The organism is Danxiaibacter flavus (assembly GCF_041060425.1).
GTDB lineage: Bacteria > Bacteroidota > Bacteroidia > Chitinophagales > Chitinophagaceae > Danxiaibacter > Danxiaibacter flavus.
In genome coordinates this window covers 1,134,675-1,161,416 of record NZ_JAULBC010000001.1, presented here as the reverse complement: position 1 = coordinate 1,161,416, position 26,742 = coordinate 1,134,675, and the positions used below count along the sequence as shown (strand labels likewise).

At 41.4% G+C, this 26,742-nt stretch carries 25 protein-coding genes; 6 read left to right on the top strand and 19 right to left on the bottom strand.

The genetic code is table 11. The features are described from left to right. The first annotated feature begins 10 nt into the window (after nucleotides 1-10). The 3 genes from QTN47_RS04445 to QTN47_RS04435 all read left to right on the top strand — a co-directional run bounded on the left by QTN47_RS04445 (nucleotide 11) and on the right by QTN47_RS04435 (nucleotide 3,942). A complete protein-coding gene (locus tag QTN47_RS04445; protein ID WP_369328119.1) occupies nucleotides 11-1,333 on the top strand; it encodes a Gfo/Idh/MocA family protein in 1,323 nt (440 codons plus the stop codon). Nucleotides 1,334-1,718: 385 nt separating this feature from the next. Beyond that, nucleotides 1,719-3,275, top strand: coding sequence for a S53 family peptidase (locus tag QTN47_RS04440; protein ID WP_369328118.1), 1,557 nt, complete (start codon nucleotides 1,719-1,721; stop codon nucleotides 3,273-3,275). Between the two features lie 184 nt (nucleotides 3,276-3,459). Further along, complete coding sequence (locus tag QTN47_RS04435; RefSeq protein ID WP_369328117.1) at nucleotides 3,460-3,942, top strand: hypothetical protein; 483 nt, start codon at nucleotides 3,460-3,462, stop codon at nucleotides 3,940-3,942. A 305-nt stretch (nucleotides 3,943-4,247) separates the two neighbouring features. Here the strand turns inward: QTN47_RS04435 and QTN47_RS04430 are convergent, their stop codons facing one another. The 3 genes from QTN47_RS04430 to QTN47_RS04420 all read right to left on the bottom strand — a co-directional run bounded on the left by QTN47_RS04430 (nucleotide 4,248) and on the right by QTN47_RS04420 (nucleotide 6,030). Then, nucleotides 4,248-4,478 carry a hypothetical protein gene (locus tag QTN47_RS04430; protein WP_369328116.1) on the bottom strand — a complete coding sequence of 77 codons (231 nt, stop codon included), beginning with the start codon at nucleotides 4,476-4,478 and terminating at the stop codon, nucleotides 4,248-4,250. 155 nt (nucleotides 4,479-4,633) lie between these two features. Then, nucleotides 4,634-5,251: a hypothetical protein gene (locus QTN47_RS04425; protein WP_369328115.1), complete on the bottom strand. Its 618-nt coding sequence runs from the start codon at nucleotides 5,249-5,251 to the stop codon at nucleotides 4,634-4,636. A gap of 386 nt (nucleotides 5,252-5,637) precedes the next feature. Beyond that, the gene (locus QTN47_RS04420) at nucleotides 5,638-6,030 is read right to left on the bottom strand and encodes a septal ring lytic transglycosylase RlpA family protein (protein WP_369328114.1); all 393 of its coding nucleotides are present in this window, start codon (nucleotides 6,028-6,030) and stop codon (nucleotides 5,638-5,640) included. Between the two features lie 81 nt (nucleotides 6,031-6,111). On the opposite strand from QTN47_RS04420, the gene QTN47_RS04415 reads away from it, so the two are divergent. Further along, nucleotides 6,112-6,786, top strand: coding sequence for a M15 family metallopeptidase (locus QTN47_RS04415; protein ID WP_369328113.1), 675 nt, complete (start codon nucleotides 6,112-6,114; stop codon nucleotides 6,784-6,786). A 116-nt stretch (nucleotides 6,787-6,902) separates the two neighbouring features. Here the strand turns inward: QTN47_RS04415 and QTN47_RS04410 are convergent, their stop codons facing one another. The 16 genes from QTN47_RS04410 to epsC all read right to left on the bottom strand — a co-directional run bounded on the left by QTN47_RS04410 (nucleotide 6,903) and on the right by epsC (nucleotide 24,788). After that, nucleotides 6,903-8,171, bottom strand: a complete 1,269-nt coding sequence (locus QTN47_RS04410; protein ID WP_369328112.1) for a retropepsin-like aspartic protease — start codon at nucleotides 8,169-8,171, stop codon at nucleotides 6,903-6,905. A 41-nt stretch (nucleotides 8,172-8,212) separates the two neighbouring features. Next, entirely contained in the window at nucleotides 8,213-8,593 is a 381-nt protein-coding gene (locus QTN47_RS04405) for a VOC family protein (RefSeq protein WP_369328111.1), read from the bottom strand. 111 nt (nucleotides 8,594-8,704) lie between these two features. Then, nucleotides 8,705-9,004, bottom strand: coding sequence for a thiamine-binding protein (locus QTN47_RS04400; protein ID WP_369328110.1), 300 nt, complete (start codon nucleotides 9,002-9,004; stop codon nucleotides 8,705-8,707). Nucleotides 9,005-9,138: 134 nt separating this feature from the next. After that, nucleotides 9,139-9,444, bottom strand: a complete 306-nt coding sequence (locus QTN47_RS04395; protein WP_369328109.1) for a DUF952 domain-containing protein — start codon at nucleotides 9,442-9,444, stop codon at nucleotides 9,139-9,141. 12 nt (nucleotides 9,445-9,456) lie between these two features. Then, the gene (locus tag QTN47_RS04390) at nucleotides 9,457-10,461 is read right to left on the bottom strand and encodes a chorismate synthase (RefSeq protein ID WP_369328108.1); all 1,005 of its coding nucleotides are present in this window, start codon (nucleotides 10,459-10,461) and stop codon (nucleotides 9,457-9,459) included. Between the two features lie 163 nt (nucleotides 10,462-10,624). Then, nucleotides 10,625-11,920 (bottom strand): 3-phosphoshikimate 1-carboxyvinyltransferase, encoded by a 1,296-nt coding sequence (aroA, locus tag QTN47_RS04385; RefSeq protein WP_369328107.1) that lies wholly within the window; start codon nucleotides 11,918-11,920, stop codon nucleotides 10,625-10,627. 122 nt (nucleotides 11,921-12,042) lie between these two features. After that, nucleotides 12,043-13,068, bottom strand: coding sequence for a 3-dehydroquinate synthase (gene aroB, locus QTN47_RS04380; RefSeq protein ID WP_369328106.1), 1,026 nt, complete (start codon nucleotides 13,066-13,068; stop codon nucleotides 12,043-12,045). A 183-nt stretch (nucleotides 13,069-13,251) separates the two neighbouring features. Next, a complete protein-coding gene (locus tag QTN47_RS04375) occupies nucleotides 13,252-14,340 on the bottom strand; it encodes a chorismate mutase (protein ID WP_369328105.1) in 1,089 nt (362 codons plus the stop codon). 110 nt (nucleotides 14,341-14,450) lie between these two features. After that, a complete protein-coding gene (locus QTN47_RS04370; protein ID WP_369328104.1) occupies nucleotides 14,451-16,118 on the bottom strand; it encodes a DEAD/DEAH box helicase in 1,668 nt (555 codons plus the stop codon). Between the two features lie 217 nt (nucleotides 16,119-16,335). Beyond that, nucleotides 16,336-17,175, bottom strand: a complete 840-nt coding sequence (locus QTN47_RS04365) for a prephenate dehydrogenase (protein WP_369328103.1) — start codon at nucleotides 17,173-17,175, stop codon at nucleotides 16,336-16,338. 352 nt (nucleotides 17,176-17,527) lie between these two features. Beyond that, nucleotides 17,528-18,682, bottom strand: a complete 1,155-nt coding sequence (locus QTN47_RS04360; RefSeq protein WP_369328102.1) for a pyridoxal phosphate-dependent aminotransferase — start codon at nucleotides 18,680-18,682, stop codon at nucleotides 17,528-17,530. Between the two features lie 122 nt (nucleotides 18,683-18,804). Then, the gene (locus QTN47_RS04355; RefSeq protein WP_369328101.1) at nucleotides 18,805-19,635 is read right to left on the bottom strand and encodes a prephenate dehydratase; all 831 of its coding nucleotides are present in this window, start codon (nucleotides 19,633-19,635) and stop codon (nucleotides 18,805-18,807) included. A 613-nt stretch (nucleotides 19,636-20,248) separates the two neighbouring features. After that, nucleotides 20,249-21,202, bottom strand: a complete 954-nt coding sequence (trxB, locus tag QTN47_RS04350) for a thioredoxin-disulfide reductase (RefSeq protein ID WP_369328100.1) — start codon at nucleotides 21,200-21,202, stop codon at nucleotides 20,249-20,251. An 82-nt stretch (nucleotides 21,203-21,284) separates the two neighbouring features. Then, nucleotides 21,285-22,190 carry a DUF4249 domain-containing protein gene (locus QTN47_RS04345; protein WP_369328099.1) on the bottom strand — a complete coding sequence of 302 codons (906 nt, stop codon included), beginning with the start codon at nucleotides 22,188-22,190 and terminating at the stop codon, nucleotides 21,285-21,287. Nucleotides 22,191-22,897: 707 nt separating this feature from the next. Next, nucleotides 22,898-23,809: a cysteine synthase A gene (gene cysK, locus QTN47_RS04340; RefSeq protein ID WP_369328098.1), complete on the bottom strand. Its 912-nt coding sequence runs from the start codon at nucleotides 23,807-23,809 to the stop codon at nucleotides 22,898-22,900. A gap of 169 nt (nucleotides 23,810-23,978) precedes the next feature. Next, nucleotides 23,979-24,788 carry a serine O-acetyltransferase EpsC gene (gene epsC, locus QTN47_RS04335; RefSeq protein ID WP_369328097.1) on the bottom strand — a complete coding sequence of 270 codons (810 nt, stop codon included), beginning with the start codon at nucleotides 24,786-24,788 and terminating at the stop codon, nucleotides 23,979-23,981. 434 nt (nucleotides 24,789-25,222) lie between these two features. Between epsC and QTN47_RS04330 the strand changes: the two genes are divergently transcribed. Beyond that, the gene (locus tag QTN47_RS04330; RefSeq protein WP_369328096.1) at nucleotides 25,223-25,696 is read left to right on the top strand and encodes a 23S rRNA (pseudouridine(1915)-N(3))-methyltransferase RlmH; all 474 of its coding nucleotides are present in this window, start codon (nucleotides 25,223-25,225) and stop codon (nucleotides 25,694-25,696) included. A 388-nt stretch (nucleotides 25,697-26,084) separates the two neighbouring features. Further along, the gene (locus tag QTN47_RS04325; RefSeq protein WP_369328095.1) at nucleotides 26,085-26,726 is read left to right on the top strand and encodes a rhomboid family intramembrane serine protease; all 642 of its coding nucleotides are present in this window, start codon (nucleotides 26,085-26,087) and stop codon (nucleotides 26,724-26,726) included. Nucleotides 26,727-26,742: the final 16 nt, after the last annotated feature.

The following is a 26,742-nucleotide window of genomic DNA, read 5'->3' as shown; positions in this document are numbered from 1 at the left end:
AAAATTTTGTATGACTAACGATGCAAACAACAACCAAACTTCACGCCGCAACTTTGTGAAGCAAACATCACTTATCGCAGGCGGCTTGATGGCTGCTCCTTTTCTCACAAGAGCCAATTACTTTTCCGGCTCCAGCGATGTAATAAAAATCGCGCTAATTGGCTGTGGCGGCCGCGGAACCGGCGCTGCAAGCCAGGCTCTGCTTACCAAACAGAACATAAAGCTTGTTGCCATGGCTGATGCTTTCAGGGACAGGCTTGACGGTGCATACAAAGAACTTACTACCAATGGCGAAATTGACGCCAGCCGTATTGACGTTCCTGAGGACCGCAAATTTGTAGGCTTTGATGCCTACCAAAAGGCCATAGCGTTAGCCGATGTAGTTATCCTGGCTACACCTCCCGGCTTCCGCCCCATCCATTTTGAAGAAGCTGTAAAACAAAACAAGCACATCTTCATGGAAAAACCTGTGGCTACTGATCCTGCAGGTGTACAAAGGGTTTTAGCTGCGGCACAGACTGCCAAACAAAAGAAACTGAATGTGGTAGTTGGATTGCAACGCCATTTCCAGAATTCATACCGCGAACTGATCAAACGTAAAGACCTGATCGGTGAAATGACATCTGCACAGGCGTGGTGGAATAACGATGGCGTTTGGGTTCGTCCGCGCAAACCGGGTCAAACTGAAATGGAATACCAAATGCGTAACTGGTACTATTTCGTTTGGTTGTGTGGTGATCATATCACTGAACAACATATTCACAATCTTGACGTTATTAACTGGTTTAAAGGAAGCTATCCAATCAAGGCGCAAGGTATGGGCGGAAGACAGGTACGTACCGGTAAAGAGTACGGCGAAATCTTCGACCACCACTATGTTGAGTTCCATTATGCTGATGGATTTATTCTGAACAGCCAGTGCCGTCACATTCCTGGTACTATGAGCAAAGTGGATGAGCTGTTTGTAGGTACCAAAGGAAAGATCCAAACAGGTGCTGCTAACATTGTTGATCATAAAGGAAAAGTGTTATACCAGTACGATAGAAAAGCTGAAAATAACCCATACCAGACAGAGCATGATGAACTGTTTGAAGCAATTGCCAAAGGTGAATACAAATTTGACCAGGCTGAAAACGGCGCCAAAAGCTCTATGACATCAATTCTGGGTAGAATGGCAACTTATAGCGGACAGATTATTGAATGGGACAAAGCTATCAATAGCGGTCTTGATCTTCATCCTAAAACTTATACATGGGATACTGTTCCTCCCGTTACCCCTGATGCAGAAGGCTACTACGCCGTTGCAAAACCAGGTGTTACCAAATATGTTTAACAGAAACAATCAATATTCAGGAAGGCCGGAATTTTTCCGGTCTTTTTTTATGCCCTAATTTTCACATTTTCTACTTGCAACTTTCACGGGCATTTTCAAACTTTGTAGTCTCTCCTGCTGCCGGTAGATAGTTGTCAACCTTCAATAATATTTTGTAAGTACCCCCAATGCATAAGCAAATACTTTGTTGCATAGACGGCAAAAAAATGATGCACTCATTTAACAAAAACCGCTATTGTTTTATGCACGAAGGATTAGCTGCCAGGTCTTTTCAATTTCCCTGCTGAATAATAGTCGTTTAATCGCAGAAACACGACTTTAAAAAAACAAGTAAGCACCGGAAAGCCGAAAACGGAACAAGAGTAGGCATAAAAAACGTTGCTATATGCCAACAAAAACAAATTATGTACAACTGCGTGGCAGCGCAAAAGCCGCGCCATCCCCGGAAACTACAACCACAAAAGGTAGCAGGAACGAAAAAATGGATGTCACCATCCGGGTCAGAAGAAAACAAAGCATTGAAAAAACATTGGAACAGGGAAAAAGATACTCGCATGCCGAATACGAGAAAATGTTCGGTGCATCTGCAGAAGATATGGCCCGGGTTGAAAAGTTTCTCAAAGAAAATAAACTTTCAGTTGTGGAATCTGACAGCGCCCGCCGCACAATTATTGCACATGGAAGAGCCATCGATTTTGAAAAAGCTTTTCAACTTACGCTGTCCCATCACAAGCATCCGGACGGCACTGTTTTCAGAACACGCACCGGCTACATCAATGTACCGGCCGATTTGGAAAACGTGATAGAAGGTGTATTTGGATTGGATAACCGTCCGGTGGCCAGGCCAATGTTCAGAATGAGTCAGCCGGTTGGTATGATACGCCCTAACGCAGCCACTTTCCAGGGATATTCACCAGTGGATGTAGGAATGGCTTATGGATTTCCGCCTAACCAGACAGGCGAGGGACAATGCATCGGCATAATTGAACTTGGGGGAGGTTATAAGAGAAAGGATCTTACTGCTTATTTCAAAAGTATAGGCGTGAGCAGCCCTTCAGTGAAAGCTGTGTCAATTGATGGAGGAAAAAATACGCCAACAGGAGAAATCAACAGCGCGGATGCTGAAGTGGCGCTGGACATTGAAGTAGCCGGCGCAATAGCTCCTAAGTCCAAAATAGTAGTATACTTCGCTCCCAACACGGACAAGGGCTTTCTCGATGCAATTACAACCGCAGTACATGATACGAAGAACAAGCCATCGGTTATTTCAATCAGCTGGGGAGCTGCAGAAAACGCATGGACAACCCAATCACTAAACAGTTATAATGAAGCCTTCAAAGCTGCAGCAGTGCTTGGCATTACGATTTGCGCAGCAGCAGGGGATGACGGTTCTGCAGACCGCGTGAGCGACGGAAAAGCACATGTTGACTTTCCTTCTTCCAGTCCTTATATACTTGCTTGCGGGGGCACCAAACTGGCCATTCAGAACAATGCCGTTTCCTCTGAAATTGTTTGGAACGAATCAGCTAAAAATATGGGTGCAACAGGAGGCGGAGTAAGTGATTTCTTTACAAGACCAACTTTTCAGTCCAAAACAAAAATTCCAAAATCTGTAAGTACCGGTTTTAAAGGACGAGGACTGCCGGATATAGCAGGAAACGCCGATCCTCAAACCGGCTACAGAGTGCGGGTTGACGGACAAACATTTCCCATTGGAGGCACAAGTGCGGTGGCCCCGTTAATGGCCGGCTTAATTGCTTTGGTTAACGAGGCGAAAGGCATGGCTGCCGGCTATGTACACCCGGGCTTGTATAGCACACCGGCTAAGTTTTGCAGAGATATTACAAAAGGTAACAACATTACCACGTCAACCCAGCAAGGATACAAGGCGAAAAAAGGCTGGGATGCGTGCACCGGATGGGGCGTGATGAATTCGATTTGAAACAGATTTTTTTTAAAAAAATTGCGTTTATGCCGCCATTTTAGTTGGGATATTACGGCAAAATGCGCAGACTTTTCGGCTATTAGATTAAACCTGTAATTTTTTAAATGCTTTCACATTTCTTAAACAAATTCAAATTGCCACTGGCATGCTATTAGGTATTAGTTTCAGTAAACAACTAACAATGAAAAAGATAACACTAATAGCAATGGTAATGGCCGCAGGGTTTATTTACAATAATGCTTCTGCACAGGTTAGAGTAAATGTGAATCTTAATATTGGCAGCCAGCCAGCCTGGGGCCCTGTAGGATACGATTACGTAGACTATTACTACATGCCGGATATTGACGTCTATTATAATGTACCGCAACGCCAGTATGTTTACCTGGACGGTGGCCGATGGATCTTTGCTGCATCTTTACCAGTACGCTACAGGAATTACGATATGTACAGAGGCTATAAAGTTGTAGTTAATGAGCCAAGACCCTATTTGCGTGCTCCTTACTATCGTGATAAATATTCATGCTACAGAGGATGGTATGGCAAACAACAGGTTATTCGTGACAACAGGCACTATGTAGTAAAAGAATACAAAGGTGGTCATGGTAACGGCAACGGACATTATAAAGGTCATGGACGCGGACATGGTCATGGACATGATGATTAATCGTATGGCAAGTACAATTTACGAAGCCTGCCCGTACTGAACACGTTCAGGCAGGTACGAAGTACATAATTATGAGGCGCTTCATTCCTTTCAACAACTCCAGGTTTGACAAACCAATCATATACCAGGTACAGTTAAAAATAAAAGGCCTTTAACGGCCTTTTATTTTTGTACATAATTTTAAATCTTGCTTTACCTAAAGCAGGCTAATATTAAGTATGTAGTAAGATAGTCAGGACTGGAAACAGAAGTAATGGCAATAAAAGAGTTGAATAACAGGCAATCGTTTCAAAAGTCCGGGCAATTTAGCAATCGTAAAAAATGGCTGATTTGATATTATTTACCGTAGCAGGATAATCTTTTTCGAACTCTGTATCAGTGCGCCATTCTCCATCCGGATCCTGGTAAAACAGCAACTCACTTATACCCTGCATGATCTTCTTCGGGATAACCAAAACGGTGTCACGCAATTGACCGGTTTTGAGGATTACTGTTGCAGTTACCAACTGCCCGATATGTTTAAATTCAATATTCATTGGCACTTGTTTTAATGGTGAACAAATTAGGGCAACACTCGCTTAACAACACGGGATTGAATATACAATTTAAGAAAAACGCTACGCAATAGCAACTTATTTATCAGCGCCGAAACACCAATCAGTTAACTCACAAACTATCAGTTGAGTATAAATTAAAATGGAGATACAGGAGTCGATTTATCATTATTTCTTCCACCTATTGGTGCACCAAACCCTATAGAATAGTTGAAATGATTGTTTACGTTCGATGTAAGTGGAACACGGTATTGAAAGTCCGTAAAGAAATAAACTTCCGCAGGACCAAGACTTATTTGTAAGCCGGCGCCCAGCGGCATATACAGGCCCCAGTATGAGGTGTATTTGGATATACCTACTCCGCATGCAACATAAGGAGAAACGAGATAATTGTCCGGAAGCAACTTGGCATGTGCACTGAAGTCTGTTTCAAGCAACGGATTATCCGTACCCAAAGGAGGTCTGTTCTTAAACAGATAATCAAGGTATGTTATATCCATTCTTGCAGCGAGATCTATTCCGTTCGTTATTCCCTGTAAATATTGGAGAGCAAATCCCGCGTCCATATCTTTTATCCTGCTCCAGTCTTTATTATTCAGCACAGATCCCAAAGAATTTTTCTTGATAAGGTCTGCAGTATTGAAATCATTCAGCACAAGATGTATAGCAAGAGTGGGCTTCTTTTTAAAACTTGTCTTTTGGGCATGAACAAAAACAAGGGTAAATGTAAAAAGAGAAAGCATCACTTTCTTCATACACGCAATTTATAATAGGTACAGTGATTTTCAATCTTACTAAAATAGCACAAATTTTAAAATATGTTTCATTGAGTGGAGAAGAAATTTTGGGAAGGCAGGAGGCGTGAGGCATTAGGTATCAGGCGTAAGGTATCAGGTAAGCTGTAAGCTATGAGCTAATCTTCTGTTGTCCAGGTATCAATTCAGGTGAAGGCGAAATCAGCACCTACAAGTCAGATATCAAAAAAATCGGAAAATAAAAAAACATACATCACACATATCGCTAACCAGTACATCTAAATCTAACATTGCATCTACATCGAACATCTAAAATCGTACATCATACATAAAAATCAGACATCTCCTTACATCTAACACCGTACATCTAACATCGTACATCCTCCTCACTCTGTCGTTCCCTTCGGTACCTCCTCTACCTTTACTCTCGTAAGGCCTCGTTTGACAAAATCAAGTTCAACAGCCGCTGATCGGGTTACATCAACAACGCGCCCTTTCTTTGACATGCTCTTATGCATGCGGTCATTGATCCTCACAACAACAGATTTACCATTGCGCAGATTTGTTATTCTTACCCATGTGCCGAGCTTAAAGTTGTTGCTGGCCGCAGTAGGCAAATCGTGATCGAATTTTTCCCCGGTAGACGTTTTGGTTCCCTGGAGACTTTTACTATAGAAACTGGCTATTCCATAAACAACATGGCTGCTATCTGCAGCGTCAGACTGAGCAAGCAATGGAGAAACACACAGTAAAAAAATAATTACAGCGCCAAATTTCATAATCAAGCTATTTGATATTTTCTTTTGTATCCTTGCGTTGCTATGATGAAATATAGGTATTCTTTCTTGAAATTCCTTGTCATGTTATTGGTTTCGGGTTATGTCGCGGCCCAATCGTCAATTATTGTGCCGAAAAACAAATATAAGGTAGCAGTTATAACTACAAAAAAATTGCTTGAACATACTATTGATCTTGACAGCAATAAACAGATGGTATCCTTATCAACGCTTATTCCTGACATAGCCATAGAACTTTCTTATGCATCCACCAATAACTTTACACACCAGGCATTATACCCTTCTAAAACCAACGATACATATTTGCGATTGCCTGCAGCTAAAGCCTTGCAGAAAGTACAGGCAGCACTTTCTTCAAAAAATTACGGACTCAAAATATTTGATGCATACAGACCCTATAGCGTTACCAAAAAATTCTGGGAGCTTATCAATGATGAGCGCTACGTTGCAAATCCGGCTAAAGCGAGCGGTCACAATAAAGGTGCGGCGGTGGATCTGACGATCATTGATCTGAAGACAAAGAAAGAATTGGATATGGGGACGGCTTTTGACAACTTTACGGATTCGGCGCATCACAGCTACACTGCTTTACCTCCAAAAGTTCTGGCCAACAGAAAGCTTTTAAAAGAAACGATGATCAAATATGGATTTAAGCCTCTTGAGACTGAATGGTGGCATTATTCATGGCCCGGAAACTTTGAAGCGCTTGATGTGAGTTTTGATGATTTAGGCAAGTAATAGCACTACAATTTCGTTTAGATGAAATCTGTCCTCATTTACGTTGGGTTTTATCTCTGTGCAACTCCACGTCTACTCCACGTCTACTCCGTATTACTCTGAGTAACTGTATTTAGTTATTCAAATTTTACATAGCTCTGCTTAAAATCGATGATCATGGTTTTGAATTGCCCGATTACATCCTGGCCAATATTGCCATAATAAATATCTGCATTGGTACTAAGTGTGTCCTTGCTGACAATTGCATCCGTTAACTTTATTACTGCATTATTACATTTCAATTCCAGCATCGGACATTTAACAACCTGCATTACTTTTTCTCCTGAGGTTCCTCCAACGCGTAAAACTGTGTCTACGCAATTGGTCTGAAAATCGCTTTTAAAAGATCTGTAGAAAACATCGCTAAACATGGTGCTTTGAGCGCCGAAATCAAATGTAAACGGCAGCAATCCCCCTTTGTAACTAAGATAAATAACCGGCTTTAATTCATCCATTGCCAGATTGGGAGCAGGATCATTTTCTCGCCGGCTCCTGGTAACCTCTAGTTCATTTTCTGAAAAATTAAGTGTTCCCATTTCCTTAATAACGGGAAAGCCGATGATCCCATTGATATTATATGCACCATTTGCAAAACTTAATGCAGTGTCCGGAAAGACAAGAAACAAGCTGTTCGTTATTTCGATATCGCCAATACGCAATGACTCTGCATAGGCCATTTTCGCCCGGGTAGGAATGCCAGTGATACCACTTCTGATACTAACAGTCGCATTGTTGATATACTTAAGACCAAGTAACCCGGCATAGGTATCCGTAATAGTTGAAATACCGGCTCCTGAATCAAAGACAAAATCGTAGCTGCTGTCTTTATTAGCTACCGGAAGATTCCACAAGTTGGCTTTATCTTTTGTAAAATGAATATTGGTTTTATCTGGTTGAAGTATTTTTTGAGGAGGAATATTTTGAACCATTTGCCAGATTTTAAGGGCTTCTTTTTCATCTTCCAGATCACCTGGATCAATAAACTGCGGATATCGTTGAAGCAATGCAGTCCCCGCATCAAACGCTTTTTTGTACTCAAAAAGTTTTATGTAATTATCATATACCGTTTTATAATACAGGTACGCCAACGTATCATCCTTTATGCCATCTATTCTTTCAAGCCGGCTAAGTATTTGCATAGAGCTGTCCGCATTGCCGAACGCATTTAAAAGTACGGCGGAATAAATAGCAAATTGATCCCCGGAAAGTACCGGTGCTTGTTGTTGGAGCAAGCTTTCTTTAACAGACAGATAGTCTTTTTTGAGGATCAGTTGATTTATGGATTGTTGCGAAAAAGCGTGGACAGAGACTATAAATGACAGAAATAAAAGGATGCCCCGTTTCATGGATTTGAATTTGACCGTTGATCGATAATCAGTAAATGCAATTACTGCTCTACCTGGCATGCCTCCAAGATATTTCCGTCTCCATCATAGAAAAAAAAGTATTTCAACAATGTTTCATCAACCAGCTCGTCCACATTAACGCCTTTATCTTTCAATTGCTGATAAGCCTTTTCTATCTCTGTAGTCTTAAAGATGGGATAAGAACCTGTTTTTTTATCAACTTTAATGGGCTGATCACTTTGCCATATTGTAAGACTTGTCATGCCGCCCGTTTCAAATACTACAAGATCCTCGACAGGATCATCCCAAACCGGCGTTAATCCAAGAACATCACAATACCACTTTCTTGCTTCCTTAATATCAGACACCCTGATAATTACGGTATCTATGCCGTGATTAAAAAGACATTTGTTTTGCGCCATAGTATTAAAATAGTAAGACAGTAATACCGTAAGATAGTAAGAAAATGCAAGACGACGCTATAAATATGTGTATTGTCTAAAGGTGCCGCTTAGCGACGATCTGAAAAAAATTTATTGCCGGAATTTATCGGTCTTTTCATTAGCAGTTATATCGCCGTTACTGCGGATCTGGATCTGCACATTACTGATCCATTCACTGCATCCTTTAAAGTAGAGGAATTCATTTACATCGTCGATCACTTTCATCACGTCTTCATATCGCCCTTCCAGCACCGTATTAAAAGCTCCTACTTCATATTTGATGCCTGATTGCTGAATAACGGCGATGGCTTCATCTACCCACTCATAGGGATGTCTGTCCTGTACAACCGGAACAATTTGAATAGATGCGTTTATGATAAAATCATGCATAAAATATTTATTGAAGGCTTCAAAAATCAGCTTATTTGTCCTACACTTTTCAAAGTGTAGGACAAATAAGCTATGACTTTGAAAGTGTAGAACAAATATTATCCCAAAAAAAATCGTCTGAATTAGCCGTCATGTTATAACTCTATCGCCTCAATGATCGCATCAATATTGATCCTGCCGTAGATGTGGGGAAATGTATCATTCATTTTCGGCGAAAAATCATACTGCAGCCGCTGGTTTAATTTATTTGGATCAATTACCAGTTTAATTAAAGGCGCCTTTCCTTCAAAATATCGCTTTAGCACACCTTCCACCTGGTGTTCTTCGCTGCAATGAATAAAACCTTCAGCGTAAAGAGAGGGGGCTTCATAGAAGCCATTATCTAACGCTATCTCCCACTCTCCTTTTGTTGTTACGTGATAAATTATTTTATTGCTCATAGCTGAAGATTCTTAAGCTTTAGCTGGTAAAATTCTCGGAATATGCTGCTCAAGCAACATTAAGTCGGCAAGAACCATGGCAGTTACTGCTTCCAAAACAACGGGCACGCGTAACGCTATGCAAAGATCATGACGACCTTTAACCGAGAACGACTCAATTTCATTTGTCTCCCAGTTCCACGTCTGTTGTTCTTTTGGTGTAGATGATGTTGGTTTTATAGCGATGCGAAATACCAGTTCATTGCTGTTTGTGATGCCACCAACAATACCGCCGGCGTGGTTGGTGCGTGTTTTACCGCTTTCGTCAAGGATTGCATCGTTATGTTCTACACCAAACATTTTTGCAGCCGCGAAACCTGTACCAAATTCAACACCACGAACAGCAGGAATAGCGAACACGGCATGGGCCAGTAAGGACTCAGCACTGTCAAAGAATGGTTCTCCCAATCCAATTGGCAAACCATTCACCCGGCATTCAACAATACCACCAATAGAATCTTTTGCATCAATAGCTTTTTGCAGGCCTTTCTCCAGATCAGCTTCACCACCAATTTCAAGGATGGTTGATTTTACGGTGATTTGATCCAGCAACTTTTTTGCAATAACACCAGCAGCAACAAGACAAACAGTTAATCTGCCGCTGAAATGTCCGCCGCCACGATAATCTTCGAATCCACCAAACTTCTTATGTGCAACAAAATCTGCGTGACCCGGACGTGGAACAGCGCGTTGCTTTTGATAGTCACCGGAACGTGTATTGTTGTTTTCAAACAAAATGGTGATGGGCGCACCGGTTGTCGTATTATTGAAAATGCCGCTTTTGAAAATAGGCAGATCGCTCTCTTGTCTTGGTGTTGTTCCTTTTTGTGTACCACCTTTTCTTCTTTCAATATCCTCTAAAAAATCTTCAACACTCAATGCCAATCCTGCCGGAACACCGTCAATATTAATACCCGCACTTTCGCCGTGCGATTCACCAAAAATGTTTACACGAAATATACGTCCGAAGCTATTCATATCAAGTTAGTTAAATTAATAGTTGAGATCGTGCTTTCTATTCAATCACACTTTGTTCCAGGTACGAATTACGAAGTACGAAGTACCCAACTTTAAATATGTTTACAATCTTCAATGAGTTCTAAGTTTTCAGCTTTAGGCTTTGGGCTTTAAGCTTTACGCTTTACGCTTTCTCCACTTTCGCGCCTAGTTGTTGAATATGCTCAAAGAAATTAGGATAGGATTTTCCTACCGCCTGAGCCTCTTCGATCTCTGTATCGCCTTCTGCTTTTAATGCTGCTACAGCACAAGCCATTGCAATACGGTGATCGTAACGGGAATGCACTTTCGTACCTTTTACACCTTTGCCGCCTTTAATCAGCATCAGGTTATCCTGCAATTCTATTTCCACGCCCATCTTACCGAACTCATCCTGCAACGTTAATGCACGATTGCTTTCTTTATGTGTTAAGCGATGAACGCCTTCAATAACCGTTGTCCCTTCGCAATAAGAAGCCAAAGCTACTAATGGAGGAAACAGGTCAGGACAATCCGTCGCATTAAAATGAAATGCTTTTAGCGGAGCACTGCTTATTTCAATCTGTGCATCCTGGATGGAAATCTTACAGCCACAATCAATCAAAGCCTGCAACACAGCCTTATCGGCCTGTGTAGAAGCCACATCCAATCCTTTCACAACAATATCACCATTAACAGCGCCGGCTACCAGTAAAAATGCGCCGCCGCTCCAGTCTCCTTCCACAGTGTAATCAATTACCGTCGCATTTTGATTTACCGGTATTGCAGGAAAATAAAATTCTTCATAATTCCTGTTCTCAGGCAGTTTCAGGCCAAAATCCTGCATCACTTTCAATGTAAGGTCTACATAAGGCTTGCTTTTAAGATCAATTACCTTAATGCTCACATCACTCGCATCTGCAGCTGCATAAGCCATCAACAAACCGGTCAAAAACTGAGAACTCAGTGATCCGTCAATGGTAATATTTGAAGGTTGCAAAGGCCCCTTTATCTTCAACGGTAATTTGCCTCCGTTAGAATTAACAGAAACGCTCAACGCAGGAAGTACTTCATCAAAGAAGTCCATCGGCCTTGTCAGCAAACTTCCTTCCCCATTGATGGTGATTTCATGCTTATTTAATGCAACCAGTGGCGCAAACATCCTAATACCAAGTCCACTCTCGCCGCAATTAATCTCATTTCCGGCAGCATTAACGCCTTCGCTGTTCACTTTTAAAATCTCGTCTTCGATTTTCCATTTTGCTCCCAGTGCTTCTATTACGCCAAGTGCCGCTTTATCGTCGTTGCTGATACCAGGGTTGGTGATATTGCTTTCTCCTTTTCTTACCAGCGCAGCAGCACATGCTCTTTGCATGGAGCTTTTAGATGCCGGCGCAAAAATATTTCCCTTTAATACTGATGGTTGTACCGTTGCTTTATATGATGTATGTGTGTCGCTCATGTTTGTTGTATTAGGTGTAAGGTTCCAGGTGTAAGGCTTCAGGTGTAAGGTTTGAGGTGTAAGGCTTGAGTTTTATCAGCATGCTTCACCTTTCACTATTCACCATTCACTTTTCACTACCTCTACCCTGCCAATTGCTCAAGAATCGGCTGAATTTCTTTTGTTGTTAATGGTTTAATGATGCCTTTGCCAATCTTTTCCAACAGCACATAATGCAATTCATCTTTGATGCGTTTTTTATCTGCACGCATCATTTGGATCGCTTCTTCTACATCGAATTGAGCAAAAGCAGGCAGGCCATATTTTTCAATCAGGCTCACCAATCTTTCTACTCCTTTAAAACCAGCCTCATTTACACTTAAGTAAGCCGCTACTACCATTCCTATTGATACCGCGTAACCGTGTGGTAACTGGTATTTATTTTCAATAGCGTGGCCAAGTGTGTGACCAAAGTTCAGCAGTTTTCTATCACCCTGCTCAAATTCATCCTGCTCAACTACTTTGGCTTTTATCAATGCGTTACGCTGAATGAGTTTATTCAGCAAAATCTTATCCTTTTGAAAATCGGTAAGTTTATGTTGCTCTAATAGTTTAAACATGGCGGCATCTTTAATGCAGGCATGTTTAATAATTTCAGCAAATCCATTTACCCATTGTTCTTTAGGCAAGCTCTTCAGCAAAGAATAATCGTACAGCAAAAAAGAAGGCTGGCGAATAAGGCCAACCATATTTTTATAGGCTCCTACATCAATACCATTCTTACCTCCTATGGAAGCGTCTACCATTGCAAGTATGGATGTTGGCACAAAGCCAAACTTAACACCACGCATGTAAATACTAGCCACATATCCTGCAATATCCGTAACCACACCTCCACCAACACCTACCACAAAAGATTTTCTGTCCAGGCCGTAACTGATCATCTGGTCTATGATAGAATCAACAGTTGCCTGCACTTTAAATTCTTCTCCGGCTTTTAATACAATTGTGTTCCAGCCTTTGAATTTCTTACCGTTTTTGTTGAAGATATTTTCATCAGTAATGATGACTGAATTTTCTTTTGATGTAAGCTTTTCGAGAAGATCAAAAGATGCATCGAAGTAAAAGGAAGTTGATGCCGTGGAAAAACTAATAACTTTTTTTGTCATTACGAGGCGAAGCGTTGGTTAAAGCGAGAAGGCGGTTAAAGTACGAATTACGAAGTACGAAGTACCCAGGTGTAAGCCGTTCACTTAATCGATCACGCTGAAATGGTTGGAAACGGGTAAGTATGGAGTTACGAAGCCGAAAAACTAAGTACTTCTAACTTCGTAACTCGTACTTTGTATTGACTATGAATTCATGATCTTATTCTGATGGTTGATACTTTCCATGTGTACCGCATCAAAATATTTGGTGATGAACTCTTTGCTTAATCCTATTTTCTCGCCTCTGTTGTAAGCTCTTTCCAGGATCTCGTTCCAGCGGTTTGTCTGAAGGATGGTGATGTTGTTTTCTTTCTTGTACTGACCTATGTTCTCAGCAATTTTCATACGCTGACCAAGAATCTGCATCAACTCATCATCCAGGTGGTTGATCTGCTGACGTAATTTTTCCAATGCTGCATGATACTCTTCAGATGCAACATCTTCTTTACGCCATGCAATGCTGTCTAGCATTTCAGCCAAACGCTCAGGAGTGATCTGTTGTTTAGCATCGCTCCATGCTTTATCAGGATCGATATGGCTCTCAATGATCAAACCATCGAAATCCAGGTCAATTGCTTTTTGAGCAACATCCTGAAGAATGTCTCTGCGGCCGCAGATATGTGAAGGATCGTTGATCATCATCAACTCAGGATTGCGGCGTTTCATTTCGATAGCCAGGTGCCACATTGGCGCGTTACGGTATTCTGTATTACCGTAAGAGCTAAAGCCACGGTGAATTAAACCGATTTGCTTAATACCTGCTTTGGCTACACGTTCAACTGCACCGATCCACAGTTCCAGATCAGGGTTGATCGGGTTCTTGATCAATACAGGAACATCTACGCCACGCAAAGCATCTGCAACTTCCTGTACGCTGAATGGGTTCACGGTTGTGCGTGCACCAATCCAAAGAATATCTACATCAAAATGCAATGCATCTTCTACCTGTTTAGCTGTAGCAACTTCCACTGCAACCGGAATACCGGTTAATTTTTTAGCCTGTTGCATCCAGGGCAAGCCTTTGGTTCCAATGCCTTCAAAACTTCCGGGCCTGGTACGGGGTTTCCAAATACCTGCGCGCATTACATCTACTTTACCTGTTTTATGTAAACGTACGGCTGTTTCCAATACCTGCTCTTCGGTCTCGGCACTGCACGGACCGGAAATAATCAATGGACGCTTGTTCCATTTTTCCTGCACCAATTCTTTGGCTGCTGATTGTGTTGCTTGCATATCGTGGTCTTTACTTTATTTTTTTAATTGAAAATTGAAAATGGATAATTGAAAATGAACGCTTGGAATTAATTGTCAGTTGTCAATTATCCATTGTCAATTATCAATTACTATCTGCTGTTTGCGTCGTTCATTCTGATCCTTCTGCCTTTGTAGTTTTTACCATCAATGGCTTTGATCATTTGTCCAGCTGCACGTTTGTCAATTTCGATCCAGCTATTCATTTCCTTCATGTCTATTCTTCCTAACACATCTTTTCTCAAATCACTCATGTCAAGAATGAACTGAAGGAAACTTGCTTTATAGAAACCGTCTTTGCTTCCAAGATTTACAAAGAGTCGCGTCATTTCACCGTTACCGGCTGCATTGTAATTTCCTCTTTCACGGCCACCTCTTTGATCGTCTCTTCTAGCACCAGCCCTGTCTCTTCCGCGGGCATCACGTGATTGCTCTCTAACATTCAGATCTTCGGCATTTTCATAATATTTCAAAAATCTATCGAACTCCATTGCCGCTACCCGCTTCAGTACTTCTTCCTTAGAAACGTCTGCAAATTTTTCAGCGAGCATTGGAACATAAGTTTCATAGTCCCCATGGCTGATATCTGTTTGCAGTAATTTATCCATAAAGTAGAAGAACTGCTTGCGACAAACATCTTTACCGCTTGGTATTTCCAACCTGTTGAAAGGCGAGTTTACAATGTTCTGAATTTGTCTTAGCCTGTACAATTCCCTTGCATGCACAATGCTCATACAAATACCAGTGTTGCCCGCGCGTCCTGTTCTACCGCTTCTGTGTGTGTAAACTTCCACATCATCAGGAAGCTCATAGTTAATTACGTGTGTGATTCCCTGAACATCTATACCTCTTGCCGCAACGTCCGTAGCAATTAATAACTGCAGACTTTTATCGCGGAACTGCCCCATTACCTTATCACGTTGTTGCTGGGTTAAATCACCATGCAATGCATCTATATCATAACCCTCACGAGTAAGTTTCTCTGCAATTTCCTGGGCATCAGCTTTGGTACGCGTAAAGATGATGCCATAGATACCAGGATTAAAATCGATCAGTCTTTTCAACGACTGATAACGTTGATGTGCAGTTGTTACGTAGTACTGATGATCGATGTTTTTATTGGCGGTGTTAACCTTGCCAACTGTAACCTCAATCGGGTCTGTCATGTAACGTTTGCTCACCTTGCGAATTTCTGGCGGCATTGTCGCACTGAACAACCAGGTACTTTCACGTTTAGGCGTGTTTTGAAGAATGAATTCGATATCTTCTTTAAAGCCCATGTTCAACATTTCATCCGCCTCATCCAAAACCACATATTCAATTTCTTCCAGGTTGATGGCTTTACGCTCAATCAGATCAATCAATCTTCCCGGAGTTGCCACAACAATCTGCACACCTCTTTTCAAATCTCTTATCTGCAATCCGATTGAAGCTCCACCATAAACCGCAACTACATGAACACCTTTTATATGTTTTTTAAATTGCTCTATTTCTTTAACTATCTGCAGACAAAGCTCACGTGTTGGACAAACCACCAACGCCTGAGGATGCTTTTGTTCCGCATCAATCAACTGCAACAACGGCAAACTAAATGCAGCTGTTTTACCCGTACCGGTCTGCGCCAGACCAATCAAATCTTTTGTGCCACTTAACAAAACAGGAATAGCCTTTTCCTGTATGGCAGTAGGATTAACAAAGCCTAATTCACTGGTAGCCTTTACCAATCGCTCTTCTAATCCCAATCCTTCAAATGTTATCATTACTATTTAATATTTGCGCAAAGGTAACCCCGAAAAAGCACGTATCAATTGATTTGTTGGATTATCCTTGCTCTATGCTATATTATTTTTTTTATAATTCATGCTGATTTTCAAGCTATCAGCTGTGAGCTTTTAGTTATCTCCGCTGCGCTATTTGTTAAATCGTATTCCATCCCAAACCGAACCGCATCGTCAATTATCACTTGTCCATTATCAATTATTTAATGATCCTCCTGATCTTATTCGCATTCTCAATCAACTCCTGCAAGTATTCATAGTTCTCCTTTTCGAGGCAGGCTTTGAACTTGCGCAACTGGGAAATATGCTCATTTAAAACATCTAATACATTCTCTTTATTCTGCATGAATATCGGCACCCACATGGCCGGGTTACTTTTCGCCAGCCTCACAGTACTTTCAAAACCCGCACTTGCCAGTTCAAAAATGGCGTCCTCTTCTTTTTCCTTCTCCAATACGGTATTAGCCAGGGCGAATGATGTTATATGAGAAATATGACTGATATATGCCACATGTACATCGTGGGCCTCTGCATTCATGTACACTAGGTGCATACCAAGTGTTTTGTACAATTGTTCTGCAACCTCAACCGCGTCCGCATCGCTATCCTCCTTGCTACAGATAACAGTTGCCTTATTGACGAAACCACCTCTTATTGCTGCTTCAGGTCCGGAATACTCCGTCCCCCACATCGGATGTGTAGGGACGTATCTTTTTCTTTTAGGATGATTTTTTACGGCTGCTATTAAACTGCCTTTCGTTGAACCTGCATCTATCACCACTTGTTTGTCTACCCAGTTCAGGATCTGCGGCAATACTTTAACGCAGGCATTTACCGGGATGGCCAACACAACAACGTCTGATTTTTTTACTGCCTCTTCCAGCGGAAGTATTTCATCTACAAGTCCCAGTTCCAACGCCTTTTGCTGATGTTCTTCTTTTGCATCCACACCGATTACACTATCGGCAAAACCCTTCTCCTTCAATGTCAGAGCCATTGAACCCCCGATTAATCCTATGCCTATTATTGTAACAACCATTTTCTTTATCGCTGATTTTTAGATGTCCGATCTCTGATTTGTTTTAATGCGAGAGCGTGACAATTATTAATCTCAGATTTTTTGATGTCTGATGTCTGATCTGCTTTGGTGCTAAGCTTTTGATTAATTTTACAAAGTCCGAAAATCAACCGTTTTGATATCTGCTATTGCTGTTGTACTTAAGAGATCAGCGATCAAAAAATCAGAGATTCTTCTTCGTTCTCAGATTTTTTGATGTCTGATGTCTGATCTGCGTTGGTGCTAAGCTTTTGATTAATTTTATAAAGTCCGAAAATCAACCGTTTTGATATCTACTATTGCTGTTGCACTTAAGAGATCAGCGATCAAAAAATCAGACATCAGATATCCTCCTTATTGCTTCTTCAAAGCGTTCGATTGAACCGCACAAACTAATTCTTATATAGCGCTCGCCTTCTGTTCCAAATATTCCTCCGGGTGTTATAAACACATTGCTGTTGTACAACACTTCATCTGCAATTGCATAGCAATCTTTATAATCATCAGGAATCTTCGCCCACATGAACATACCTACCTGGTCCTTTGAATATTCACATTTTAGTGTATCGAGTAATTCATAAACCTTAGAACGTCTTTCCCCATACACTTTATTTACGCTATCGTACCAGTCCTGCTCCAGGCTCAAAGCTTTTGCAGCCGCCAGTTGTACAGGAAGGAACATGCCGCTATCCATATTGCTTTTAAAACGCAATACTTCATCAATTCTATCTTTAGCACCAACCAGCACCCCTACGCGCCAGCCCGCCATATTTTGTGATTTACTTAATGAATTTAGTTCAATCGCCACATCTTTTGCGCCCGCCACACTTAACAGGCTTTGGGGATTGTTATTCAGGATAAAGCTGTACGGATTATCATGAACAAGCAGGACATTATGCTTTTTAGCAAATGCCACCAACTGCTCAAACAACTCAGTTGTAGGAAGCTGGCCTGTTGGCATCTGCGGATAGTTCACGAACATCAACTTAACGTTACCCTCCCTGACGAAAGCTTCCAACTCTTCAAAATCAGGAAACCAGTTGGTGCTTTCTTTTAAAGAATATTCTTTGATAGTTCCACCGGCTAACTTAGCTGCACTTCTATACGTTGGATAACCGGGATTGGGTGCCAATACTACATCGCCTTCGTTCAGGTAAGTCATGCAGATATGCATAATACCTTCCTTGCTTCCGATCAGTGGTAGTATTTCCGTATCGACATTCAACTCAACTCCATACCATTTGCTGTACCAATCAGCGAAAGCCTTACGTAATACAGGAGAACCTTTGTAGTTCTGATAAGCATGCACATTGGGCTTTGCACTTTCATCCTGCAGAACTTTAATCACATCAGGATGTGGCGGAAGGTCCGGACTTCCAATACCCAGGTTGATAATGTTTTTGCCTTGCTTATTCAGTTCGTCTATTTCTCTTAGCTTTTGAGAAAAATAATATTCACCTATGCCGTTTAGTCTTTTCGCCGTTGTCATGTTAGTTATACGTTATAAGTTCTACGTTGTACGTTTTTTGTCATTTGCAATTTGTTGGAAGTTTTGTAAAGGAGCAAGTTGTTGATCCGGTAATTCGTCCTTCTAACTTCGTACTTGCTGCTTTAGATCGTTTTTCCTTTTTTATATACACCATACACTTTCATGTCTTCGGTAACTTTCTTCATCTTGCCCAGCACGGATTCAAACTGGTCCAGAGAATCAAATTCCATGTCTGCATGAAAGCTATACTTCCATTCCGTTCCGGGAATAGGAAAGCTTTGCAGTTTGCTTAAGTTGATACCGCCATCTGCAATGGTAGTAAGCACTCTGGCTAAACTTCCTCTTGAGTGGTCTGTATGAAAATTAACGGATGCCTTATTTGCATCCGGAACTGTTTGCGCCTCATCTTCTCTCTGCAACACAAGAAAACGTGTGTAGTTGTTTTTCATTGTGTGAATATTGGGCGCGATTACCTCCAGTTGAAAAAGTTCTGCAGCCAGCTTGCTTGCTATACCTGCTATATGTTTGCTTTTGTGCTGATGGATGTGTTTTGCACTCAGGGCTGTATCTTCTGTCTCTACAAGTTTCCAGTTGTGTTTATCCAGGTAATCCATGCACTGTAATATGGCAATGGGGTGAGAGTGCACCTCACGTATGTCTTCAAACTTAACACCGGGGTTAACTAAAAGATGTTGCCTGATTTGGAGGTAAACTTCGCCCACCACTTTCAGATTGCTTTTTTGTAACAACGTGTAGTTGGGTAAAATGCTTCCGGCGATGGAATTCTCGATGGCCATTACACCGCCGTTACTTTCCTTTTTGTTAGCTGCAATTTTAACTACTTCTCTAAATGTTGCGCAGGCAATCACTTCTACATCTTTGCCGAAATATTGCTGTGCAGCCACCTGGTGAAAACTGCCTTCGTATCCTTGTATTGAGACTTTCGTTGCCATATAACAAAAAAAGTCCCGGCTTTTTGCCGGGACTGTATTGCTGATTTTTTTATTTAATCTTATATCGTAGCAAACACGACCCGGCTCTTGCTTCTAAAAAAGTAAAAGAAAAAGAAGTAAAAGTAACCGTATGTATTTGCTTTTGTCATCATTGAGGCTCAAATATAGTTACAATGTAATTCGCAACAAATTTTTTTCACAAGTTTTAAACGAATGTTAGTAAGCTGTCAGCTATGAGCTATCAGCTATCAGCTACTGTTCAGAGTATAAGAGTGCATAATTTTTTTTATGCTGTTTTTGTTACAAACAAGTGAGAAATACAGTTTGAAAGACGAAGACACGAAGGACACAAAGGAGTCAAAGAAATTGAGTACCTTTTAAAGAAGGCGCGAATGCGCTAAAGAACACAAAGGCTTAGGTTTAAAACACCTATTGTCACTCAAAACCTGCTCTTCAATCAAAGTACGGCAATCTTACTCATGCCTCATACCTTAGACCTTATACCTCATACCTCAAGCCTTCTACCTCACTCCTCGATCAACGTACAACGTATAACTTACAACGTACAACTCACCAAGCTTTAAGCTTTGCGCTTTAGCTTTAAGCCCTCCTCCTATACAACGCCCTTCTCACTCAAATATCTCTCTGCATCAAGTGCTGCCATACATCCACTGCCAGCGGCGGTTACAGCCTGGCGATAGATCTTATCCTGCACATCGCCTGCTGCAAATACACCAGCGATATTTGTTTTAGATGTACCTGGAATTGTTTGAATATAACCAGTCTCATCCATCTCAAGCCATCCTTTAAATATGTCGCTGTTAGGCTGGTGGCCTATCGCAACAAAGAATGCACTTACAGGAATCGTCTGCTCTTCATGGCTGATATTGTTTTTGATCTTAACACTGTCAACTTTATGCTCACCAAGTATTTCAACGGTTTCAGAGTTCCAGTAGACCTTGATGTTAGGTGTGCTTTTTACCCTGTCCTGCATTACTTTACTTGCCTTCATTCCGTCTTCACCCTTACGCACAATCATATGCACTGTAGTCGCAAGTTTTGAAAGATAAACCGCCTCTTCGCAGGCAGTGTCGCCGGCACCAATGATCGCTACTTCTTTTCCACGGAAGAAAAATCCATCACACACTGCGCAGGCACTTACACCGTAACCATTCAAACGCTGCTCACTTTCCAGGCCAAGCCATTTTGCTGAAGCGCCGGTTGAAATGATCACTGTGTCAGCTTCTATCCACTTGTCTTCATCAATCTGAACTTTATGTACAGGACCGGTAAAATCTACGTTTGTAGCCAGTCCAAAACGGATATCGGCCCCCATGCGTGCGGCCTGTTTTTCAAAATGAACCATCATTTCTGGTCCTTGTATGCCTTCGGGATACCCGGGATAATTTTCTACCTCTGTAGTTATGGTCAACTGTCCACCAGGCTGAATACCCTGGTACAATACAGGTTTCATATTTGCTCTCGCTGCATAAATGGCTGCTGTATAGCCTGCAGGACCAGAACCAATGATCAAACAATGTACTTTTTCTACAACTTCATTTTCCATACTGGTTTATTTAAGTCTGCAAAAATATTGAACCAAAGGATTCAATATTTATTAATTCCGTAATAGATGCGTTAATGGTGATTTATTTGGGGATAACGATGGTTTTGTATTGAGAGCCATAACCTGCGAAAACGCCCAGAGCGTTACCCGAAATATTGCTCAAAACCTTTGTGGGCGAGGCAAACGGGTTACCTACACTCTGATAGCTGAACTCCCAGGTACGCCAAAAGTCGTAAGTAGCCTTATCTATGTTTGAAAGTCTGAGTGTAACAGTATCCCCCCTGTGAAAGAAATCATCTGTATCATTATTAAAGGTATTGGAGCCTCCTTTTCGCTGTCCTTTAACAATTTGGAAATCATACGTGGTTCCATCGGTAAACTGATCGTCAAATACTGAATTTGCCGGTGGATAAAAGGGTTCGCTGTTCACGCGCGTATATCCCCTTACATAGTTTCCAAGTCCCGGTGGGTCAGTAAAACGCCCCATAACAACTGCCAGGGTTGTGTCGTCATTTGCAGCTGGCGCGGGCAACCACCACAAAGAGTCACATTTTTTTGCAATTGCCGGGATAGTAGTAGAAGCTGTATAAGTAATTGAATCCGGAGTTTGTATTTGTAGCGAATAAGTTGTATTTACTTTACCTCTAAATGCCTGAGAAGGCAACAAAGGATCTGTTGTATAAAAATAACCTGTGTATCCCGATACTGAATCTTTGTAAGAAAATTCTTTTAACCTGACCGTTTTTATTCCGTCACTAATAGTCACCACTGCATCGTGTACAAAACTCGAAGCCAGTTCTTCTGGTGTAATCGTACTGAAGTAATTGAGCGATGTTGAGAGAAAAATGAGAGGTTGCTGTCCATTTTCAATACTGCCATCAACAACAAGCTTTGCCGGCTGATCTGCGACAGTCAGGTGAATTGTTTTTTCACACGAACAGAACCAGTTGATAAAAAATACAAGGAATATTGAAAGTTTGTTCTTCATGCTATGTTAACGTTGAAAAAGCAATGCCATCTTCTCAGGATCGCATTGCTTCAATCGCTCGTTCATATAGCAAAAGTAGTACCGTTAATTTGGAAACAAGTACGATTTACGAAGTACGAAGTACGAAGTACCAGTATTCATCCTGTTTATTTTCATCTTACACCCTATCAGACAAATCTTACCATTTCTGACAATCTTGATTGGAAACAAGTACGATTTACGAAGTACGAAGTACCTGTATTCATCTTGCTTATTTTCATCTTACACCCATCAGACAAATCTTACCATTTCTGACAATCCTGATTGGAAACAAGCACGATTTACGAAGTACGAAGTACTTGTATTCATCTTGCTTATTTTCATCTTACACCCCATCAGACAAATCTTACCATTTCTGACAATCCTGATTGGAAACAAGTACGATTTACGAAGTACGAAGTACCTGTATTCATCTTGCTTATTTTCATCTTACACCCCATCAGACAAATCTTACCATTTCTGACAATCTTGATTGGAAACAAGTACGATTTACGAAGTACGAAGTACCTGTATTCATCTTGCTTATTTTCATCTTACACCCCATCAGACAAATCTTACCATTTCTGACAATCCTGACAGGTTTTATTTTTCTTACCCATCTTACCCATCTTACACGTCTTACTGTCTTACTGTCTTACGGTCTTACTATCTTACAGTCTTACGGTCTTCTAATAAAGTCCTTCAATACTCAAATACCTTTCACCCGTATCGTAGTTAAAGATCAGCACACGGCTACCTGCAGGAATTTCAGGCAATTTCTTAGCAAGTGCAGCCATAGTGCCGCCGCTTGAAATACCCTGAAAAATGCCTTCTTCTGTTGCTGCTCTTCGTGTGTATTCAAAAGCTTCATCTTTGTTAACGAGGATCACGCCATCAAGTACATCTGTATGGAGGTTTGCAGGAATAAAGCCTGCACCAATTCCCTGTATAGGATGCGGACCGGGACTTCCGCCACTGATAACCGGAGAAAGCTCAGGTTCAACTGCAAAAACCTTCAGGTTAGGAAAATGGTTTTTCAACACTTCACCAACGCCGGTAATATGTCCGCCGGTGCCAACACCTGTAATTAAAAAGTCCAGACCTTCAGGAAAATCTTTTACTATTTCCTCCGCGGTTGTCCTGATATGTACATCTACGTTTGCCGGGTTATCAAATTGTTGTGGCATCCATGCATTAGGTGTTGATTCAACCAGTTCCTTTGCTTTTTCAATTGCACCCTTCATTCCTTTTTCGCGTGGCGTAAGCTCAAATGTAGCGCCGTAAACGCTCATCAGTCTTCTGCGCTCAACACTCATGCTCTCAGGCATTACAAGAATAAGTTTGTAGCCTTTTACAGCAGCAACCATTGCCAGCCCGATACCTGTATTGCCAGACGTAGGTTCAATTATAACACTGTCAGAACTTAGCAATCCTTTTTTTTCTGCATCTTCAACCATTGACAATGCAATACGGTCTTTAATGCTGCCACCCGGATTTGCTCTTTCGAGTTTGCTCCAAACTTCTATGTTGGAGGGGTACAATCTGTTGATCTTTACATGCGGGGTATTTCCTATCGTTTCAAGGATACTGTTTGCTTTCATCCGTTGAGATTTTTGGAGCTGCCACTGTCAGTTATTAGCTTTCAGCCCTGGCTCATTGAGTATTGATTTATTAATTATTTTTCTACTAACCTTATATACTGATGAATTAAAGCGTGCTGATCATAACTCATCAACAAACTAAAAGCTGATAGCTGATAGCTGACAGCTCTTAAATTACAAAATTGATCGGCTCTTCAAAATCCTTTCTGTCATTAACCACTGTCTGGTTTCTGTGATAAACGACGCTGAAAGGGAGGATACTTTTTGTTATCCAGGTATTTCCGCCGATAATACTATCATGACCTATTACAGTGTTGCCACCAAGTATTGTACTCCCTGCATAAATGATCACATTGTCTTCTATAGTGGGATGACGTTTGCTGGAAGCATCTTCTTTACGCACAGCCAGCGCACCAAGTGTTACGCTCTGGTATATTTTTACGTTATTACCGATGACGGTGGTTTCGCCAATTACTACGCCAGTACCGTGATCGATAAAGAACGGTGAACCGATTTGAGCTCCGGGATTTATATCTATCCCTGTTTTACTATGTGCCCACTCACTTATAATTCTTGGAATGAGCGGAACCTTTGCTTGGTATAATTTATGCGCCAGCCGGTGAACCATCAAAGCCTGAAAACCGGGATATGACAAGATAACTTCCTCTAGTGATGTTGCCGCAGGATCAAAATCAAGGATCAACTGCGCGTCTTTTACTAACAGATCTTTTATGTCTTCCAGGGAATTAAAAAAATCGTCGGCTATTAGTTCTTTTTCCAACTCCTGACTTCGATCTACGGATTCAATTAAACACGCAAGTTGCTTTTGCAACTTGTACATCGTGGCCTCGTGATGTTCCAAAAACAGTTCAGGTTCATCAGTAACAGGAAAAAGATATGCTATAAGGGATTCTGTAAAAGTGTGAATCTCTTTGCTGGAAGGCAGGTTATCACTTAAAATAAAACCCGGATATCGCATATTTGGTGTATTAAAAATAAACCCTTCTCACAGAGAGAAGGGCATAATATCGTTTGCCTTTAAATTCTCTCTTATTATCTCACTCCGCAACAACAACAGAATTTACCACGCATAGCATTTTCTTTTAACTACTAAATTGGTGGACTAAATTACATAACCCAAACGAGAAATGAAAACATTTTACAATGATGGCGCGGGAAACGTGTTGAGTAGTTACTTTCGCGGTGTAAACGGCAGGCGAATGTACGATGTGAGGATATGTACGATGTGAGATGTACGATGTACGATGTGAGGGACATGCACGATGTTAGATGCCCGCCCGTACCGACGGCACGTTCGGGCGGGTACGGTGTACGATGTGAGGGCGAATCCTTACACTTCAAGCCTTACACCTCAAGCCTCACACCTGATACCTGGCACCTGATACCTAATATATGAAAATTCAATTTTACTCAGTTGGCAAACCGCATGAAGCCTACATAAAGGCAGGGGTAGATGATTTCACCAAACGGGTGAGCAGGTATTTCAGTGCGGACTGGCAAATCATTGCGCCGCCAAAAAATGCCGCATCGCTTGACGAAAAAGAACTGAAAAAGCAGGAAGCAAAACTTATCCTTCAGCAAGTTCAACAAGACGATTTTCTTGTTTTGCTGGATGAAAGAGGAAAACAATTAACATCGCCCGAATTGGCTACATTTATTCAGCAACGAGCCAACGAAAGCACCAAACGTATCGTCTTCCTTATCGGCGGTGCATTTGGCGTTGATGCCACAGTTTCTGCACGTGCAAATTATACCTGGAGCCTTTCCAAACTTGTATTCCCGCACATGCTCGTAAGATTGATCCTTGCCGAACAAGTCTACCGGGCGTGTACGATCATTAAAAATGAGAAGTATCACCATGTGTAGCTGTGAGGCGTGAGGTATCAGGTATCAGGCGTGAGGTATGAGGCGTTAGGCGTAAGGGGTAAGGTGCGGGAGCAGACTGATTTCAGGCAATTGAAAATATTACTTCAGCTAAGCGTGCTTTCCAAAGTTGATAGCGCTCAATTAGCCTCCTGAACCGAGAGAAATCAGACATAAAAAAATCCGACATCAGATATTCGCATTTTTCACATCCGCACATTTTCACATCCGCATATTCTCCCACTTGCATATTCGCACATTCACCCATTCGCACATTTTCAATTATAACAATCCTTTAATCATTTAATCCTCAAAATCCCGGTCCAGAAAAAAATCCAGATCCAGACTATCCAAATCATTTCCCTATTTTTATCCTTCTTAAACCGCGTAAATGGCTTTATCATTAACACTTATCATCATCATCATAACTTGTATTGTTTCTTTTACGGCTTTTTCCAATTCCAAGATTACAGAGGATCTGATTTTTTATCCACCGGCTATCAGCAAACAAAACCAATGGTATCGTTTTATCACATGTGGTTTGATTCACGCCGATCTTGGCCACCTCGCATTTAATATGTTTTCCTTATACCTGTTTGGAGATCTTGTTGAAAAATATTTTCATCAGATCTTCGGAGAGAGAGCCAAGTTGTTATACCTGGCAATGTATGTAATTGCATTGGTGGTTTGTATGATCCCAACTTATGCAAAGAATAAAGACAACTATTATTATCGCAGTCTCGGAGCTTCCGGTGCTGTATCTGCTGTTGTTTTTGCCGGCATCTTCCTCGTGCCGCTTGCAAAAATTGGATTGTTTATTATTCCTCCCGTTATTCCCGGATTTGTTTTCGGTCCACTTTATCTTGGCTTAACAGCCTATATGTCTAAACGAGGCGGTGACAATATCAATCATTCAGCCCACTTCTGGGGCGCTGTTTTCGGCATTGCTTTCGTTATAGTAATGTCTTATTTCCTGAGCGATTACAGACCGGTGGAGAACTTTATTTTCCAGGTACAGAGCTACTTCAATTGACAATGGAAAATAGATA